The following is a 15,237-nucleotide window of genomic DNA, read 5'->3' as shown; positions in this document are numbered from 1 at the left end:
CGTTGCGTCTCTCTCCTTATTGGGGCGGGATGCCCGAGGGGTGCGAGAGGCGCGCATCACGCGCGCCCCTTGCGAAATCAAAAATTGTCTTCGTATTTCTTGGCCAGCTCTTCGATATTGTCTGGCGGCCAATCAACGATATCCATTCCCAAATGCAGACCCATGCCAGACAGCACTTCCTTGATCTCGTTCAAGGATTTGCGGCCAAAGTTTGGCGTGCGCAGCATCTCGGCTTCGGTTTTCTGAATCAGATCACCGATATAGACGATGTTGTCGTTCTTCAGGCAGTTTGCAGAGCGAACCGACAATTCCAACTCGTCCACCTTCTTGAGAAGCAGCGGGTTGAATTCGAGATCATCATCATCATCCTGACGACCTGCGGCTTCTGGCTCGTCAAAGTTGACGAAGATCTGCAATTGATCCTGCAAAATTCGTGCAGCATAGGCCAAGGCATCCTCAGGGGTGACCGAGCCATCTGTTTCGACTTTGACAGTCAGTTTGTCATAATCGAGAACCTGACCTTCACGGGTCGGCTGCACGTCATAGGATACTTTCTTGACGGGCGAATAGATCGCGTCAATCGGGATCAGACCAATTGGCGCATCTTCTGGGCGGTTCTTATCTGCAGAGACATAGCCTTTGCCCGTGTTCACCGTCAGTTCCATGAAGAAATCCGCGCCGTCATCCAAGTGACAGATCACGTGATCCTTGTTCAGAACTTCGATACCTGCACTTTCGGAAATGTCACCTGCGGTGACAACCTTAGGCCCTTTTGCGGTCACGGAAAGGCGCTTTGGCCCCTCAACTTCCATGCACAAGGCCACGCCTTTGAGGTTGAGAACGATGTCAGTTACATCCTCGCGCACACCAGCGACCGAGGAAAACTCGTGCAAGACGTTGTCGATCTGCACAGAGGTGATGGCCGCGCCTTGCAGCGAGCTCATCAAAACGCGGCGAAGCGCGTTGCCAAGGGTCAGACCAAAGCCACGCTCAAGCGGCTCGGCAATCGCTGTTGCCTTGCGCGCAGGGTCGGTGCCAGGGTTTACAACCAGCTGGGTTGGCTTGATCAGTTCTTGCCAATTCTTATGGATCATTGTGGAGCCTCCATTCCTGTCGCTGACCGATCCAAGGCCAGAGACGCTCGAGGATCAAATAACCACTCAGGCCGCGTGACGCGCACGCGGCCCAAGAAAAATCGCACTTGTCACACGCGGCGACGCTTTGGCGGGCGGCAGCCATTGTGCGCGATTGGGGTCACGTCACGGATAGACGTGATCTGAAACCCAACAGCGGCCAAAGCACGAAGTGCGGATTCACGACCAGAGCCTGGCCCCTGCACTTCGACTTCGAGTGTTTTCACACCATGTTCCTGCGCCTTGCGGCCCGCATCTTCTGCGGCCATCTGCGCGGCATAGGGGGTGGATTTACGGCTGCCCTTGAATCCCATCGTGCCAGCAGACGACCAAGAGATCGCATTGCCCTGCACGTCAGAGATCAGGATTTTTGTGTTGTTGAACGAGCTGTTCACATGCGCCACACCAGCAGCGATGTTTTTACGTTCTTTGCGTTTTACGCGGGTCTTATCACGAGCCATTTATCTGCCTCCCCTTACTTCTTCTTACCCGCGATTGCCTTTGCAGGCCCCTTACGGGTTCGCGCGTTGGTGTGGGTGCGCTGACCGCGCACAGGCAGGTTGCGGCGATGACGGAGGCCACGATAGCACCCCAAATCCATCAAACGCTTTACGTTCATCTGAACTTCACGGCGCAAGTCACCTTCTACGGTGAAGTTCGCATCGATATGTTCACGAATTTTCAAGACTTCGGCGTCAGACAATTCATTCACGCGGCGCGCAGGGTCGATCCCTACGGCTTCGCAGATTGAATATGCGGATGATTGGCCAATGCCAGTGATATATGTCAGCGCAATAGGAACGCGCTTGGCTGTGGGGATGTTGACCCCTGCGATACGTGCCACTTATCTTTCCTCTCGTTGCGGTTCCGTAGCCCCAGAACCTTTTTTCACAACCAAAAGGTCTTGCTGCAAAAAAGCCGCAAGACCTTTTTCGATTTATCGGGCGGCATCCGCCCGATGATTCCCTTAATGGGAAGCCTGCGCATAGGCTTTTTCCCTTCCCCCGTCAAGGGGATAGGGGTTAAGATTTGGGCTGATCCAATATGGCTGCGATGCCGCTTGCGATCGCATCAATCTCGCCCAAACCATCCACCGCCTGCAAATGCCCCTTGGCATAGTAGTAGCCAATCAGCGGCGATGTCTTTTTGTAATATTCCATCAGGCGCTGTCGCAGACTGTCTTCATTGTCATCCGCGCGGCGCTTGAACTCGGTACCGCCACAGGTGCTGCAGGTGCCATCGGCAAGAATTGGTTTGGTGATGTCATTATACACCTCACCGCAACCACCGCAGGTTGAGCGCGCCGCGATCCGGGCCACAAGAGCCTCATCATCCACACGCATTTCAATCACGGCATCAAGTGCAAGACCCATCTCGGCCAGCAATGCCTCAAGCGCATCTGCCTGTGCCAAGGTGCGGGGAAACCCGTCAAAGATGACGCCGCCAGCAGGGCCAGCATCTAGTTTCTCGCGGATCAGGCCAATGACAATCTCATCCGTCACCAATTCACCACGGGCCATCACATCAGCGACCCGTTTGCCCATTTCCGTGCCAGAGGCCTGCGCTTCGCGCAACATATCCCCAGTGGAAAGCTGAACCATGCCACGCGCCTCAACCAAGAGGCGCGCTTGGGTTCCCTTACCCGCACCTGGGGGGCCGAGAAGAATAATCGCGGTCATTTGCGCTGTGGCGTGCGGCGCTTGGCACGCCCCGCGCCCGTCCCTTTGCGGCCACGCAGTTGAGATCGCTCAAGCAAGCCCTCGTATTGATGGGCCAGCAAATGCGATTGGATCTGCTGCACCGTGTCCATGCCGACCGAGACGATGATCAGAATGGATGTGCCGCCGAAATAAGCCGTGATTGACAAGTTCGAGCGCACAATCTCGGGCAAGAGGGCGACCAAGGTCAAATACCCTGCACCAAGCACGAGAACACGGTTCACCACATATTCCAAATATTCCGAAGTGCGCTGACCAGGACGGATGCCCGGGATAAACCCATTTTGGTTTTTTAGATTGTCCGCCACATCATCGGTCTTAAAGGCCACGTTCAGCGTGTAGAAATAGGTGAAGAAAATCAGCATACCGGCAAAGAACAGCAGATAAAGGGGCTGACCGGGACCAAAATTTGCAAGGATCCATGACAGAACTGGCCCTGCCGCCTCACTGCCCGAAAAGGTCGTCATGGTTGTTGGCAACAACAACAAGGATGATGCGAAGATCGCTGGGATCACGCCCGCAGGGTTAACTTTGATCGGCAAATGACTGCTGCCGCCATCATAGACCTTCATGCCGACTTGGCGGCGGGGGTATTGGATGTGGATCTTGCGCAGGCTGCGTTCCATGAACACCACGAAAAACAGCGTTGCGATCAACATCACAATCACGCCCAAAACCATAGGCGTGGACAAGGCACCAGAACGGCCCTGTTCAAAAAACTGCGCCAGAGCCGCAGGGATTTCTGCGATGATACCAACAAAGATGATCAGAGAAATGCCGTTACCGATGCCGCGCTGCGTGATCTGCTCGCCAAGCCACATCAGGAACATCGTCCCGCCCACAAGGGTGATCACACAGGCCGCACGGAAATACCAACCCGGGTCCGAGGCAAGACCGCCCGACTCCATGCTTACAGCCAAACCATAGGCCTGCGCGGTTGCCAAGGCAACCGTGCCGTAGCGCGTATATTGGTTGATTTTCTTACGGCCCTGTTCGCCCTCTTTCTTCAACTGCTCCAAGGCAGGCACCATCGAGGTCATCAGCTGCACAATGATCGAGGCCGAGATATAGGGCATGATCCCCAATGCGAACACACCCATGCGGCTTAGGGCGCCGCCTGTGAACATGTTCAAAACACCGCCCAGACCTGCAGAGGCCGCGTCAAAGAAATTGCGCAACTCTTGCCCGTCAATCCCTGGAACAGGAATATAGGTGCCGATCCGATAAATGATCAAAAGACCAAGCGTGAACCAAATGCGCTGGCGCAATTCGGACGCTTTGCCAAACGACTTCCAACTCAGATTAGCCGCCATCTGTTCAGCTGCTGAAGCCATACCGCCCCTCATCATGTATTGCGCCGCAAGACCGAGCTTACGATCTTGCGGCGCGATAAACCCTGCCCTTGGTGTATGCGGCTCAGCCGCAAGTCTCAAGGCTCATCTTGGTCGAAAGCCTGCGGCAGATTACTCTGCCGCTGCTGGTGCCGCTACGTTGAGCTTGCCACCTGCTTTTTCAACAGCTTCAACCGCTGCTTTGGAAGCACCTGTGACAGTGATCGTTACTTTCTTCGAGATGTCACCTTTGGCCAAAACGCGGATGCCGTCCAACTTGCGGCGCACCAAGCCCGATGCAACCAATGCATCTTCGGTGATTTCTGCTTTTGCGTCCAATTTGCCCGCCTCGAGGAATTTCTCGATCAGGCCCAAATTAATGACAGCGAATTCTTTGCGGTTTGGCTTATTGAAGCCACGCTTTGGAAGGCGCTGATAGAGGGGCATCTGACCGCCTTCATAGGCGTTGATGGCCACACCCGAACGGGATTTCTGACCTTTGATACCACGGCCACCCATTTTACCTTTGCCAGAACCAGGGCCACGGCCAATTCGCTTGGCTTTCTTGGTTGCACCTGGGTTATCGCGCAATTCATTCAGTTTCATGTCGCTACTCCTTTAGCCGGAATTACCACCCGAGCGACCGTGGCGGCAAACGCGGCACAATGATCAAAAGCGCCCCAGAAAGCTGGGGCAGGATTAAGGGCGCGGATTAACCGCGCTCCTCAATGATTTCTACCAGATGCGGGATCTTGTTGATCATGCCACGCACGGAAGGGGTATCTTCCAACTCGCGGGTTTTGTGCATCTTGTTCAAACCCAGACCAATCAGCGTTGCGCGCTGATCTTGAGGGCGGCGGATCGGCGAGCCGATTTGTTTTACAACGATAGTTTTAGCCATTGCTCACTCTCCTCAGGCGTCTGCCGCAACTTCGGCTTCGGGCTTGCGCAGGATGTCGGCAACTTTCTTGCCGCGGCGCGCAGCCACCTGACGAGGCGAGCTTTCCTGACGCAGACCATCAAGGGTTGCGCGGATCATGTTATAAGGGTTCTGCGAGCCCAATGATTTCGCAACAACGTCCTTGATGCCAAGCATCTCGAACACGGCGCGCATTGGACCACCCGCGATGATCCCCGTCCCTTCAGGGGCGGTGCGCATCACAACATTGCCTGCGCCATGACGGCCCTGCGCATCGTGGTGCAGGGTGCGGCCTTCGCGCAGAGGCACGCGAATCAGGTTGCGCTTGGCTTGTTCGGTTGCCTTACGGATCGCTTCAGGCACTTCTTTGGCTTTTCCTTTGCCAAAGCCCACACGACCACGCTGGTCACCGACAACCACCAGAGCGGCAAAGCCGAAACGCTTACCACCTTTTACAGTCTTCGATACGCGGTTGATTGCGACCAGACGGTCGGCGAATTCTGGGGTTTCTTCGCGCTCTTCGCGGCGACGGCCCCGACGTTGTTCACGTTCTGCCATGTTTGGCATCCTTCAGTTCTGGCGCATCCCGCGCGCCTGTTTTGGTCAATCGCAGTGAGGGGCACATGAAAGGCCCTCTCCCCGATCATCGAGGCGGCACTTGCGCGCCGCCTACATGGATTAGAACTTCAAACCACCTTCGCGGGCTGCGTCAGCCAAAGCTTTGACGCGGCCGTGGAACAAGAAACCGCCACGGTCGAAATAGCATTCCGACACGCCTGCTTTCTTTGCACGGTCTGCAATCGCTGCGCCCACTTTTGCGGCCGCTTCGACATTGTTCTTGCCAACAACGCCCAGATCTTTTTCGAGCGAAGATGCCGAGGCCAAAGTCACGCCTTTTACATCGTCGATCAACTGAACGCTGATATTCTTGTTCGAGCGGTGAACAGAGAGGCGCGCACGCCCGTCTGCCATTTTCCGCAGCTTGTTCCGAACGCGCAGGCGGCGCTTGAGGAACAGTTCTCGTTTGCTGTTTGCCATCTTCGTCGCCCTTACTTCTTCTTACCTTCCTTGCGGAAGATATATTCGCCCTTATAGCGGATCCCCTTGCCCTTATAGGGCTCGGGCGCACGCCATTCGCGAATGTTTGCTGCAACCTGACCGACCAATTGCTGATCAATCCCTTCGATCACCACTTCGGTTGGCTTTGGTGTTGTCACCGTCACACCTTGTGGCACTTGGAAATCCACATCGTGGCTGTAACCCAAGGACAGTTTCAGAACATTGCCTTGGATAGCGGCGCGATAACCCACACCTGTGATCTCCAGCTCTTTCTTGAAGCCATCCGTCACGCCAGTGACGAGGTTCTGAACCATCGAACGGCTCATACCCCATTGCTGGCGCGCACGCTTGGACTTGCCGCGTGGTGTCACATCAACCGCGTTGTCATTGACTGCGATTGTGACATCATCGGTGGCGGTAAAGCTACGGGTGCCTTTTGGCCCCTTCACCTCGATCGTCTGGCCCGACACAGTGGCTGTTACACCACCAGGCAGTCCGACCGGTTTTTTCCCAATACGAGACATGCTTCAGGCCTCCTTAGAATACGGTGCAGAGAACTTCGCCGCCGACATTGGCCTGACGTGCATTCGCATCGGACATCACACCTTTGGAGGTGGAGACGATGGAAACACCAAGACCTTGCCGAACCTGCGGAATATCCTGCACGTTCATGTAAACACGACGACCGGGGGTGGATACGCGCTTAATCTCGCGGATCACGGGGCTGCCTTCATAGTATTTCAGGCTGATTTCCAGCGCAGGATGCCCTGCGGCATCAGAGGTGCGCTCGTAGCCGCGGATATAGCCTTCATCGGCCAACACATCCAAAACCCAAGCACGCAGCTTGGAAGCGGGCGTCACGACTGTGGACTTGCCACGCATCTGCGCATTGCGGATGCGGGTCAGCATATCACCAAGAGGATCATTCATCTGTCAGACCTCCTTACCAGCTCGACTTAACCATGCCGGGGATTTGGCCGTTCGAGGCCAATTCACGCAGCATGATACGCGAGACTTTCAGCTTACGGTAATAGGCCTTTGGGCGCCCCGTGAGCTGGCAACGGTTATGAAGACGAGTGGCGGAGCTGTTACGTGGCAGCTCTGCCAGTTTCAGACGAGCTTTAAAACGCTCTTCCATCGGCTTCGATTCATCATTCGCGATTTCTTTCAGCGCGGCACGCTTTGTTGCGTATTTCGCAACAAGCTTTTGGCGCTTAACTTCGCGTGCAACCATGGACTTCTTTGCCATTGTTCTACTCTCCTCCCGCGATCACGAATTGAAGGGCATGTTGAAATGCTTCAACAGCGCCTTGGCTTCCGCGTCAGTTTTCGCGGTGGTGCAAATGATAATGTCCATTCCCCAAACCTCATCGACCTTGTCGAAGTTGATTTCAGGGAAAACGATATGTTCTTTGATGCCCATGGCGTAGTTGCCACGGCCGTCAAAGGACTTGCCAGACACGCCGCGGAAGTCGCGGATGCGCGGCATAGCCACAGTGATCAGACGATCAAGGAATTCATACATGCGGTCGCCGCGCAGGGTAACCTTTGCGCCAAGAGGCATATCTTCGCGAACACGGAAGCCCGCGATGGATCTCTTTGCCTTGGTCACAACGGCCTGCTGGCCTGCAATCGCGCTGAGGTCTTCCTGAGCGGATTTGACTTTTTTACTGTCACGCACGGCTTCGGCGCCTGCGCCGATGTTCAGAACGATCTTATCCAAACGTGGGATTTGCATATCGTTCTTATAGCCGAACTCTTCCTTCATCGCAGGGCGAACAGTCGAAGCAAAAGCCGCCTTCAGGCGTGGGGTATAGTTTGCCGTATCAAGCATTAGATGGCCTCCCCCGTAGTTTTGGCGATACGCACCTTCTTGCCGTCTTCAACCTTGAAGCCAACACGGGTGGGTTTGCCGTTTTTGTCCAGAAGCGCCAGATTGGACAGGTCAATTGGCATCGCCTTTGGAAGGCGGCCGCCTTGGCCCTGTGCAGATTGGCGGGTGTGACGGATGGCGATGTTCACGCCGTCCACGATGGCTTTGTTGGCCTTTGGCATAACGGCAGAGATTTCACCCTCTTTGCCCTTATCCTTGCCAGCAAGCACGACGACCTTGTCGCCCTTTTTCAACTTGGCAGCCATATTACAGCACCTCCGGAGCGAGCGAGATGATCTTCATGAAGTTCTTCGCACGCAACTCACGCACAACTGGCCCGAAGATACGGGTGCCAACAGGCTCGTTGTTGTTGTTGAGGATCACGGCCGCATTGCGGTCGAAACGGATGGCTGTGCCATCTTCGCGGCGAACTTCTTTTGCGGTGCGCACGACAACGGCCTTACGGACATCGCCCTTCTTTACACGACCGCGTGGGATGGCTTCCTTAACGGAGACCACGATGATGTCACCCACCGAGGCATATTTCCGCTTGGACCCACCCAGAACCTTGATGCACTGAACTCGGCGAGCGCCAGAGTTGTCAGCTACATCCAGATTGGTCTGCATCTGGATCATAGTGGTATCTCCCGACCTTTGGGGGCGCCGATGCGGACATTACCCCCAGGGTTTCGTTAAACTGAAATTCAGCGCTTAATTTGCGATGACTTCCCAGCGTTTCGACTTCGAAATTGGCGCACATTCCTGAATGCGGACTATATCGCCAACTTTGAATTGGTTCTGCGGATCGTGGGCCCGATACTTCTTGGACTTACGAACCGTCTTCTTCATCACTGGGTGCGTAAAGCGGCGCTCTACAGACACGGTGACGGTTTGTTCATTCTGATCAGAGGTGACAACACCTTGCAGGATACGTTTGGGCATTAGTTGGCCTCCCCTGCGGCTGCTGCTGCCTTCTGAGATAGAATCGTGTTCACACGGGCCACGTCACGGCGCACTTGGCGCATACGGGCGCTGTTTTCCAATTGGCCAGTGGCCTGTTGGAAGCGCAAGTTAAACGCTTCCTTCTTCAACTGAACAAGCTGATCACGCAGCTGGTCAGGCGTTTTATCACGTAGGTCTTGCGCGTTCATCGCGTTGGTCTTCCTTTTCAACAATCAACGGAGGGCCGCAAAAAGCGTCACCCTGATTCCGTTGGAGTAGGTGGATAGGAGCGGCACATACGCGCATCTTGGACATATGGCAACCCCACGGGGGAATTTATCCGCGTTCTTCAAAGGCGGTTGTGGTCTACCCTCGCCCCGCACCTAGACCTAGGCTATGGTTCCGTCATCCGTTCCGCGCGGCTTGGCGCATCTTGATCTAAGGAAGGCCTATGGCACTGATATCATCCTTATTCGTCACACGCCTCTATCACGGCAATCTGCACGAGGCAGCCCCTCACCTTGATTTGGCCGAGTTAGAGCAATCTTGCCTGGTTATCGCAGAAGATGACGAAGCAGGTCAAACATGGTGCGAGGAAAACGGATATCCTGGATATACGTCCTATGCCTCGCTCACCGATCTGCCTTGGCGCTTTCCGATCTTTGCGGATTTGGTGAAAATTCTCGGTCATCATGTCGCTGAATTCGTCAAGGATTTGGAATTCGATCTGGATGGCCGCGCTCTGGTTCTTGAGGATTTATGGATCAACATCCTGCCCGAAGGCGGCACGCATAGCTCGCATATTCATCCGCATTCGGTGATTTCGGGGACGACCTATGTTGCAATGCCCGAAGGTGCATCGGCGTTGAAACTGGAAGACCCGCGCCTGTCGCGCATGATGGCGGCCCCAACGCGGGCCAAGACCGCACGCGCAGAATTACAGCCCTTTATCTATGTAAAGCCGAATGTCGGTGATGTGCTGCTATGGGAAAGCTGGTTGCGCCATGAGGTGCCGATGAATATGGCCAAGAATGAGCGGATCAGCGTCAGCTTTAATTATCGTTGGGACTAAAGAAAAACCCCCGCAGATTGCTCTGCGGGGGTTTTGACTTTCACAAACGAAACTGAAATTACCAGTCTTCACGTGCCACTGTGCGTGTTTTGATTGGCAGCTTCATCGCGGCAAGGCGCAGCGCCTCGCGTGCGATTTCTTCGTTAACGCCGTCAATCTCAAACATAACGCGGCCTGGTTTGACCTTGCATGCCCAGTAATCGACCGAACCTTTACCTTTACCCATACGCACTTCGGTTGGTTTCGAAGTTACAGGGGTGTCAGGGAAGATGCGGATCCATACACGACCTTGACGCTTCATGTGGCGTGTCAGGGCGCGGCGGGCAGCTTCGATCTGGCGCGCGGTAACGCGCTCAGGCTGAAGGGCTTTCAGGCCAAAGGTGCCAAAGTTCAGGTCAGACCCGCCTTTTGCTTCACCCTTGATGCGGCCTTTGTGCATCTTGCGGAATTTTGTGCGCTTTGGTTGCAGCATCTGTCAAACTCCTCAGCGATCACGGCGCGGGCGTGGTGCCCCACCGCTATCCTGCATTTCGGCCAAACGGCGATCACGCGCCGATGGATCATGCTCAAGGATTTCACCCTTGAAGATCCAGACCTTGATCCCAATGATCCCGTAAGGTGTCGACGCTTCTGCATGCGCGTAGTCAATGTCTGCGCGCAATGTGTGAAGCGGCACGCGGCCCTCACGATACCATTCGGTGCGGGCGATTTCAGCGCCACCCAAGCGACCAGCCACGTTAACACGGATACCCAAGGCACCCATGCGCATCGCGTTCTGCACGGCGCGCTTCATTGCGCGGCGGAACGAAACGCGGCGCTCAAGCTGCTGAGCGATGGACTCTGCCACCAATGCCGCATCAACTTCTGGCTTGCGCACTTCAACGATGTTGAGGTGCAATTCGCTGTCGGTCATTGCGGCCAGCTTTTTGCGAAGGCCTTCAATATCCGCACCTTTTTTCCCGATGATAACACCAGGGCGAGCGGTGTGGATGGTGACGCGGCACTTGCGGTGCGGACGCTCGATGATGACTTTGGAGACACCAGCTTGCTTGCACTCTTTCGCCACGAATTCACGCATACGCAGATCTTCGAGCAACAGGTTGCCGTAATCCTTGGTGTCCGCATACCAGCGGCTGTCCCAAGTGCGGTTGACCTGCAGGCGCATGCCAATTGGATTTACCTTATGACCCATTACGCTTGCTCCTCGACCTGGCGAACCTTGATGGTTAGTTCAGAGAACGGCTTGTGGATGCGGCCAAACCGACCACGGGCACGTGGACGACCACGCTTCATGATCAGGTTCTTGCCAACATATGCTTCGGCAACGACCAATTCATCCACATCAAGACTGTGGTTGTTTTCAGCATTCGCAATGGCAGACTGAAGGCATTTCTTCACGTCAATCGCGATGCGCTTGTTGGAGAAGGTCAACGCGGTCAAAGCCTTGTCAACTTTCTTCCCACGGATCATTTGCGCGACGAGGTTCAATTTCTGCGGGCTTGTGCGCAACATGCGCAGTTTTGCCATCGCTTCATTGTCCGCCACGCGGCGGGGATTCTTATCCTTGCCCATGGCTTACTTCCTTTTCGCTTTCTTATCCGCAGCGTGCCCGTAATAGGTGCGCGTTGGAGAATATTCACCGAATTTCTGACCGATCATGTCTTCAGTGACGTTCACGGGGATGTGCTTTTGCCCGTTATAGACACCAAAGGTGAGGCCAACGAATTGCGGCAGGATGGTTGAACGGCGCGACCAGATTTTGATCACTTCGTTGCGCCCAGACTCCCGCGCTTTTTCTGCCTTCTTGAGGACGTATGCGTCGACAAAAGGGCCTTTCCATACAGAACGGCTCATCTATTAACGCCCTTTCTTCTTGGCATGACGCGAGCGGATAATCAGCTTCTGCGATGCCTTGTTCTTGTTGCGGGTGCGTGTGCCCTTGGTATCCTTACCCCATGGAGTAACTGGCGTACGGCCACCAGATGTGCGGCCTTCACCACCACCATGTGGGTGATCGATTGGGTTCATCGCAACACCACGGACGCTTGGACGCTTGCCCATGTGGCGGACGCGGCCCGCTTTACCAAGGTTTTGGTTCGAGTTGTCAGGGTTTGACACGGCACCAATGGTTGCCATGCATTCCTGACGCACCAGACGCAATTCACCAGAAGAGAGGCGGATCTGAGCATAGCCACCGTCACGACCAACGAACTGGGCATACGTGCCCGCCGCGCGTGCGATTTGGCCACCCTTACCGGGCTTCAATTCGATATTGTGAACGATTGTCCCGATGGGCATGCCCGAAAATGGCATTGCGTTACCGGGCTTAATATCTGCTTTTGCAGAGGCGACAACCGCATCCCCAACAGCCAAACGCTGTGGCGCGAGGATATAGGCCTGCTCGCCATCGCTGTAGCGGATCAACGCGATGAAGGCGGTGCGGTTAGGATCGTATTCGATCCGTTCAACCGTGGCTGTGACGTCAAATTTACGACGCTTGAAATCCACGATACGATAGAGACGCTTCGCGCCACCACCGCGGCGGCGTGCGGTAATCCGTCCGGTATTGTTCCGACCGCCCTTTTTCGTCAAACCCTCAGTCAGGGATTTGACAGGACGTCCTTTCCACAGCTCCGAACGGTCGATCAGCACCAGCCCACGCTGGCCCGGCGTCGTCGGCTTATACGACTTAAGTGCCATGCTTTCTGTCTTCCGTTTGCTAACGGCAGGTCATTAAAAACCCACCTATGTTGTAAGTCCCCCGAATTGGGTGACCGATAAATGAGGGCCCCGAAGGTCCCAGTGAAATGTCGTTCATGCGAACAACAGCAAAGCCCCAGACGAATCTGGGGCTATCGCGATGGCGCTGTGTAGGAAAGTGACGCCCTAAGGTCAAGGCCCCTTCCCGACTGTGCAGCCGCCTTTGCGATGAACAAGGCCCCAACCGCATCCGCAGTCGGGGCCTCGCTGAGGTCAGATCAGGCAAAACGCCCGAACGTGGGACAGATCAAAGACCTGTGGCCACGTCGATTGTGTTGCCTTCTTCGAGCGTTACATAGGCCTTCTTGACATCCTTACGGGTGCCCGCGATGCCACGGAAACGCTTGTTCTTGCCTTTGGTGACAGTTGTATTGACCGCCTTCACCTTCACACCAAACAGGCTTTCAACAGCATCCTTGATCTGGGGTTTATTCGCATCAATCGCAACTTCGAACACAACCGTATTGTTCTCGGAGGCCATAGTGGCTTTTTCCGTGATGATCGGGCGGCGGATCACGTCATAATGTTCTGGCTTCGTGCTCATTTTAGGCGAGCCTCCAGTGCTTCGACACCCGCCTTCGTCAACACCAGAGTGTCGCGCTTGAGGATGTCATAGACATTCGCGCCCATGGATGGCAGCACATCGAGACCCTCGATGTTGCGCGCCGCTTGGGCGAAGTTCGCATCAACCGTTGCACCGTCAATGATCAAGGCACGCTTCCAACCAAGGTTCTTCACCTGCTTGGCCAATTGTGCGGTTTTCGCCTCGGCCATGGCCGCTGCTTCGATGATCACCAACTCGCCTGCCGCCACTTTGGCAGACAAAGCGTGCTTCAGACCAAGCTTACGAAACTTCTTAGGAAGCTCGTGCGCATGGCTGCGTGGGGTTGGGCCTTTGTAAATGCCACCCTTACGGAAGATCGGCGCCTTGCGAGACCCGTGGCGCGCGCCACCAGTGCCCTTTTGGCGATAGATCTTCTTGGTCGAATAGCTGACCTCAGAACGGGTTTTAACCTTGTGCGTGCCTGCCTGCGCCTTGTTACGCTGCCAACGGACAACGCGGTGCAGGATGTCAGCACGGGGCTCAAGACCAAAAATGTCATCGCCAAGATCAACAGATCCCGCTTTGCCACCGTCCAATTTAATGACGTCAAGTTTCATTATGCTTCACCTCCCTCGGCGGGGGCGTCCTCTGCGGGGGCCTCGGTTGCAGGCGCAGCTGCGGCGGCGGCAGATTTCAAAGCAGCAGGCAAAACAGCATTCTCAGGGAATGGCTTTTTCACCGCGTCTTTGATGGTCACCCAACCACCTTTGGTGCCAGGAACAGCGCCTTTGACCATGATTAGGCCACGATCTGCATCGGTGCGAACAACTTGCAGGTTTTGAGTGGTGACGCGCACCGAGCCCAAATGGCCTGCCATTTTCTTACCCTTAAACACGCGACCAGGATCTTGACACTGACCTGTCGAACCATGCGAACGGTGGCTGATCGAAACGCCGTGAGACGCACGCAAACCGCCGAAGTTATGGCGCTTCATCGCACCCGCGAAACCTTTACCGGTCGAGGTGCCAGACACGTCAACGAATTGACCTTCGAAATAATGGTCTGCGGTGATTTCTTCACCAACGGCCACCAAATTCTCAGGGTCAACACGGAATTCCGCAAGCTTACGCTTAGGCTCAACCTTTGCAGCGGCGAAATGGCCGCGCATTGGCGCCGAAACGCGCTTTGCTTTTGCGGAACCGGCACCGAGCTGGATGGCAGTGTAGCCATCTTTGTCAGTGGTGCGCTGTGCCACAACCTGAAGACCATCCAATTGCAAAACAGTCACAGGGATCTGACGACCATCTTCCATGAACAGGCGGGTCATACCCAATTTTTTAGCGATCACTCCAGAGCGCAACATATCCGATGCCCCCCTTAGACCTTGATCTCGACATCTACGCCAGCGGCGAGGTCGAGCTTCATCAATGCATCCACAGTCTGTGGTGTTGGATCAACAATATCCAACAGACGCTTATGGGTGCGAATCTCCCACTGGTCGCGGCTCTTCTTGTCGATGTGAGGCCCACGCAGAACAGTGAATTTTTCGATCTTGTTTGGCAGCGGGATAGGCCCGCGCACCTGTGCACCCGTCCGCTTGGCGGTGTTCACGATTTCCTGCGTGCTGGCATCCAGAACGCGGTAATCAAACGCCTTGAGGCGGATACGGATGTTTTGGCTTTGAATGGCCATTACTCTGATCCTTTACGATTGAGAGGAGGGCAATGTGTCACCACATTCCCTCTTCGAACCGGTTTCAATTTGGGTGCGAAATTGCACCCAGCGGGTGAAGATGGTACGCGGGGTTTCCCCCGCGTGCCAATCTCAAATCTTAAGCGATGATTTTGGAGACCACGCCTGCGCCGACTGTGCGGCCGCCTTCGCGG

27 protein-coding genes are annotated in these 15,237 nt (G+C 55.2%); 1 reads left to right on the top strand and 26 read right to left on the bottom strand.

Translation table 11 applies throughout. From position 1 onward, the window contains the following. Positions 1-77: 77 nt before the first annotated feature. From AAC637_RS08440 to rpmC, 17 genes are all read right to left on the bottom strand, one after another. On the bottom strand, positions 78-1,094 hold the full coding sequence (locus AAC637_RS08440; RefSeq protein WP_340303187.1) for a DNA-directed RNA polymerase subunit alpha: 1,017 nt from the start codon (positions 1,092-1,094) through the stop codon (positions 78-80). Positions 1,095-1,204: 110 nt separating this feature from the next. Then, on the bottom strand, positions 1,205-1,594 hold the full coding sequence (gene rpsK / locus AAC637_RS08435; protein WP_317657428.1) for a 30S ribosomal protein S11: 390 nt from the start codon (positions 1,592-1,594) through the stop codon (positions 1,205-1,207). Between the two features lie 14 nt (positions 1,595-1,608). After that, entirely contained in the window at positions 1,609-1,977 is a 369-nt protein-coding gene (gene rpsM, locus AAC637_RS08430; RefSeq protein WP_317657427.1) for a 30S ribosomal protein S13, read from the bottom strand. Between the two features lie 178 nt (positions 1,978-2,155). Further along, positions 2,156-2,812 (bottom strand): adenylate kinase, encoded by a 657-nt coding sequence (locus tag AAC637_RS08425; protein ID WP_340303186.1) that lies wholly within the window; start codon positions 2,810-2,812, stop codon positions 2,156-2,158. Then, the gene (gene secY, locus AAC637_RS08420; RefSeq protein ID WP_317657425.1) at positions 2,809-4,185 is read right to left on the bottom strand and encodes a preprotein translocase subunit SecY; all 1,377 of its coding nucleotides are present in this window, start codon (positions 4,183-4,185) and stop codon (positions 2,809-2,811) included. Before secY ends, AAC637_RS08425 begins: the two co-directional genes overlap by 4 nt. A 129-nt stretch (positions 4,186-4,314) precedes the next feature. Then, complete coding sequence (gene rplO / locus AAC637_RS08415) at positions 4,315-4,788, bottom strand: 50S ribosomal protein L15 (protein ID WP_340254027.1); 474 nt, start codon at positions 4,786-4,788, stop codon at positions 4,315-4,317. 106 nt (positions 4,789-4,894) lie between these two features. Further along, positions 4,895-5,083, bottom strand: coding sequence for a 50S ribosomal protein L30 (gene rpmD / locus AAC637_RS08410; RefSeq protein ID WP_213675014.1), 189 nt, complete (start codon positions 5,081-5,083; stop codon positions 4,895-4,897). Between the two features lie 12 nt (positions 5,084-5,095). Next, complete coding sequence (gene rpsE / locus AAC637_RS08405; protein WP_317657423.1) at positions 5,096-5,659, bottom strand: 30S ribosomal protein S5; 564 nt, start codon at positions 5,657-5,659, stop codon at positions 5,096-5,098. A 120-nt stretch (positions 5,660-5,779) separates the two neighbouring features. Continuing rightward, on the bottom strand, positions 5,780-6,139 hold the full coding sequence (gene rplR, locus AAC637_RS08400; protein ID WP_317657422.1) for a 50S ribosomal protein L18: 360 nt from the start codon (positions 6,137-6,139) through the stop codon (positions 5,780-5,782). Positions 6,140-6,150: 11 nt separating this feature from the next. Further along, positions 6,151-6,684 (bottom strand): 50S ribosomal protein L6, encoded by a 534-nt coding sequence (rplF, locus tag AAC637_RS08395; RefSeq protein WP_317657421.1) that lies wholly within the window; start codon positions 6,682-6,684, stop codon positions 6,151-6,153. Between the two features lie 13 nt (positions 6,685-6,697). Then, complete coding sequence (rpsH, locus tag AAC637_RS08390; protein ID WP_317657420.1) at positions 6,698-7,090, bottom strand: 30S ribosomal protein S8; 393 nt, start codon at positions 7,088-7,090, stop codon at positions 6,698-6,700. 13 nt (positions 7,091-7,103) lie between these two features. After that, on the bottom strand, positions 7,104-7,409 hold the full coding sequence (gene rpsN / locus AAC637_RS08385; protein ID WP_340244635.1) for a 30S ribosomal protein S14: 306 nt from the start codon (positions 7,407-7,409) through the stop codon (positions 7,104-7,106). Between the two features lie 21 nt (positions 7,410-7,430). After that, positions 7,431-7,994 carry a 50S ribosomal protein L5 gene (gene rplE, locus AAC637_RS08380; RefSeq protein ID WP_340303185.1) on the bottom strand — a complete coding sequence of 188 codons (564 nt, stop codon included), beginning with the start codon at positions 7,992-7,994 and terminating at the stop codon, positions 7,431-7,433. After that, positions 7,994-8,299 (bottom strand): 50S ribosomal protein L24, encoded by a 306-nt coding sequence (rplX, locus tag AAC637_RS08375; RefSeq protein WP_340244637.1) that lies wholly within the window; start codon positions 8,297-8,299, stop codon positions 7,994-7,996. Before rplX ends, rplE begins: the two co-directional genes overlap by 1 nt. A gap of 1 nt (position 8,300) precedes the next feature. Next, positions 8,301-8,669, bottom strand: coding sequence for a 50S ribosomal protein L14 (rplN, locus tag AAC637_RS08370; protein ID WP_005621870.1), 369 nt, complete (start codon positions 8,667-8,669; stop codon positions 8,301-8,303). 75 nt (positions 8,670-8,744) lie between these two features. Continuing rightward, positions 8,745-8,975 carry a 30S ribosomal protein S17 gene (gene rpsQ / locus AAC637_RS08365; protein ID WP_317657416.1) on the bottom strand — a complete coding sequence of 77 codons (231 nt, stop codon included), beginning with the start codon at positions 8,973-8,975 and terminating at the stop codon, positions 8,745-8,747. Beyond that, complete coding sequence (gene rpmC / locus AAC637_RS08360) at positions 8,975-9,184, bottom strand: 50S ribosomal protein L29 (RefSeq protein WP_340303184.1); 210 nt, start codon at positions 9,182-9,184, stop codon at positions 8,975-8,977. Before rpmC ends, rpsQ begins: the two co-directional genes overlap by 1 nt. Before the next feature lie 242 nt (positions 9,185-9,426). Here rpmC and AAC637_RS08355 point away from each other — a divergent pair, with 242 nt between their 5' ends. Next, positions 9,427-10,047, top strand: coding sequence for a 2OG-Fe(II) oxygenase family protein (locus AAC637_RS08355; protein ID WP_340303183.1), 621 nt, complete (start codon positions 9,427-9,429; stop codon positions 10,045-10,047). 58 nt (positions 10,048-10,105) lie between these two features. Here the strand turns inward: AAC637_RS08355 and rplP are convergent, their stop codons facing one another. The 9 genes from rplP to rpsJ all read right to left on the bottom strand — a co-directional run bounded on the left by rplP (position 10,106) and on the right by rpsJ (position 15,037). Beyond that, the gene (rplP, locus tag AAC637_RS08350) at positions 10,106-10,519 is read right to left on the bottom strand and encodes a 50S ribosomal protein L16 (RefSeq protein ID WP_317657413.1); all 414 of its coding nucleotides are present in this window, start codon (positions 10,517-10,519) and stop codon (positions 10,106-10,108) included. Between the two features lie 12 nt (positions 10,520-10,531). Next, positions 10,532-11,239 carry a 30S ribosomal protein S3 gene (rpsC, locus tag AAC637_RS08345; RefSeq protein WP_317657412.1) on the bottom strand — a complete coding sequence of 236 codons (708 nt, stop codon included), beginning with the start codon at positions 11,237-11,239 and terminating at the stop codon, positions 10,532-10,534. Beyond that, on the bottom strand, positions 11,239-11,619 hold the full coding sequence (gene rplV / locus AAC637_RS08340) for a 50S ribosomal protein L22 (RefSeq protein ID WP_317657411.1): 381 nt from the start codon (positions 11,617-11,619) through the stop codon (positions 11,239-11,241). The genes rpsC and rplV overlap by 1 nt, the downstream gene beginning before the upstream one ends. A gap of 3 nt (positions 11,620-11,622) precedes the next feature. Next, the gene (gene rpsS, locus AAC637_RS08335; protein WP_217777634.1) at positions 11,623-11,901 is read right to left on the bottom strand and encodes a 30S ribosomal protein S19; all 279 of its coding nucleotides are present in this window, start codon (positions 11,899-11,901) and stop codon (positions 11,623-11,625) included. A gap of 3 nt (positions 11,902-11,904) precedes the next feature. Next, positions 11,905-12,747, bottom strand: coding sequence for a 50S ribosomal protein L2 (gene rplB / locus AAC637_RS08330; protein ID WP_317657410.1), 843 nt, complete (start codon positions 12,745-12,747; stop codon positions 11,905-11,907). Positions 12,748-13,054: 307 nt separating this feature from the next. Then, positions 13,055-13,351, bottom strand: coding sequence for a 50S ribosomal protein L23 (locus tag AAC637_RS08325; protein ID WP_340303182.1), 297 nt, complete (start codon positions 13,349-13,351; stop codon positions 13,055-13,057). After that, entirely contained in the window at positions 13,348-13,968 is a 621-nt protein-coding gene (gene rplD / locus AAC637_RS08320) for a 50S ribosomal protein L4 (protein WP_317657408.1), read from the bottom strand. The genes AAC637_RS08325 and rplD overlap by 4 nt, the downstream gene beginning before the upstream one ends. Further along, entirely contained in the window at positions 13,968-14,714 is a 747-nt protein-coding gene (rplC, locus tag AAC637_RS08315; protein ID WP_317657407.1) for a 50S ribosomal protein L3, read from the bottom strand. Before rplC ends, rplD begins: the two co-directional genes overlap by 1 nt. Before the next feature lie 14 nt (positions 14,715-14,728). Next, positions 14,729-15,037, bottom strand: coding sequence for a 30S ribosomal protein S10 (gene rpsJ / locus AAC637_RS08310; RefSeq protein WP_010400227.1), 309 nt, complete (start codon positions 15,035-15,037; stop codon positions 14,729-14,731). Positions 15,038-15,237: the final 200 nt, after the last annotated feature.

Origin of the sequence: Roseobacter sp. HKCCD7870 (assembly GCF_037830315.1) — a bacterium.
Lineage (GTDB): Bacteria > Pseudomonadota > Alphaproteobacteria > Rhodobacterales > Rhodobacteraceae > M30B80.
The sequence above is the reverse complement of the archived record's forward strand: the minus strand, read 5'-3'. Positions and strand labels throughout refer to the sequence as shown.

Coding starts and splice junctions, on each gene's coding strand:
- AAC637_RS08440 (WP_340303187.1), bottom strand. CDS start 1,094: ATGATCCATAAGAATTGGCAAGAACTGATCAAGCCAACCCAGCTGGTT.
- rpsK (WP_317657428.1), bottom strand. CDS start 1,594: ATGGCTCGTGATAAGACCCGCGTAAAACGCAAAGAACGTAAAAACATC.
- AAC637_RS08425 (WP_340303186.1), bottom strand. CDS start 2,812: ATGACCGCGATTATTCTTCTCGGCCCCCCAGGTGCGGGTAAGGGAACC.
- secY (WP_317657425.1), bottom strand. CDS start 4,185: ATGGCTTCAGCAGCTGAACAGATGGCGGCTAATCTGAGTTGGAAGTCG.
- rplO (WP_340254027.1), bottom strand. CDS start 4,788: ATGAAACTGAATGAATTGCGCGATAACCCAGGTGCAACCAAGAAAGCC.
- rpmD (WP_213675014.1), bottom strand. CDS start 5,083: ATGGCTAAAACTATCGTTGTAAAACAAATCGGCTCGCCGATCCGCCGC.
- rpsE (WP_317657423.1), bottom strand. CDS start 5,659: ATGGCAGAACGTGAACAACGTCGGGGCCGTCGCCGCGAAGAGCGCGAA.
- rplR (WP_317657422.1), bottom strand. CDS start 6,139: ATGGCAAACAGCAAACGAGAACTGTTCCTCAAGCGCCGCCTGCGCGTT.
- rplF (WP_317657421.1), bottom strand. CDS start 6,684: ATGTCTCGTATTGGGAAAAAACCGGTCGGACTGCCTGGTGGTGTAACA.
- rpsH (WP_317657420.1), bottom strand. CDS start 7,090: ATGAATGATCCTCTTGGTGATATGCTGACCCGCATCCGCAATGCGCAG.
- rpsN (WP_340244635.1), bottom strand. CDS start 7,409: ATGGCAAAGAAGTCCATGGTTGCACGCGAAGTTAAGCGCCAAAAGCTT.
- rplE (WP_340303185.1), bottom strand. CDS start 7,994: ATGCTTGATACGGCAAACTATACCCCACGCCTGAAGGCGGCTTTTGCT.
- rplX (WP_340244637.1), bottom strand. CDS start 8,299: ATGGCTGCCAAGTTGAAAAAGGGCGACAAGGTCGTCGTGCTTGCTGGC.
- rplN (WP_005621870.1), bottom strand. CDS start 8,669: ATGATCCAGATGCAGACCAATCTGGATGTAGCTGACAACTCTGGCGCT.
- rpsQ (WP_317657416.1), bottom strand. CDS start 8,975: ATGCCCAAACGTATCCTGCAAGGTGTTGTCACCTCTGATCAGAATGAA.
- rpmC (WP_340303184.1), bottom strand. CDS start 9,184: ATGAACGCGCAAGACCTACGTGATAAAACGCCTGACCAGCTGCGTGAT.
- AAC637_RS08355 (WP_340303183.1), top strand. CDS start 9,427: ATGGCACTGATATCATCCTTATTCGTCACACGCCTCTATCACGGCAAT.
- rplP (WP_317657413.1), bottom strand. CDS start 10,519: ATGCTGCAACCAAAGCGCACAAAATTCCGCAAGATGCACAAAGGCCGC.
- rpsC (WP_317657412.1), bottom strand. CDS start 11,239: ATGGGTCATAAGGTAAATCCAATTGGCATGCGCCTGCAGGTCAACCGC.
- rplV (WP_317657411.1), bottom strand. CDS start 11,619: ATGGGCAAGGATAAGAATCCCCGCCGCGTGGCGGACAATGAAGCGATG.
- rpsS (WP_217777634.1), bottom strand. CDS start 11,901: ATGAGCCGTTCTGTATGGAAAGGCCCTTTTGTCGACGCATACGTCCTC.
- rplB (WP_317657410.1), bottom strand. CDS start 12,747: ATGGCACTTAAGTCGTATAAGCCGACGACGCCGGGCCAGCGTGGGCTG.
- AAC637_RS08325 (WP_340303182.1), bottom strand. CDS start 13,351: ATGAGCACGAAGCCAGAACATTATGACGTGATCCGCCGCCCGATCATC.
- rplD (WP_317657408.1), bottom strand. CDS start 13,968: ATGAAACTTGACGTCATTAAATTGGACGGTGGCAAAGCGGGATCTGTT.
- rplC (WP_317657407.1), bottom strand. CDS start 14,714: ATGTTGCGCTCTGGAGTGATCGCTAAAAAATTGGGTATGACCCGCCTG.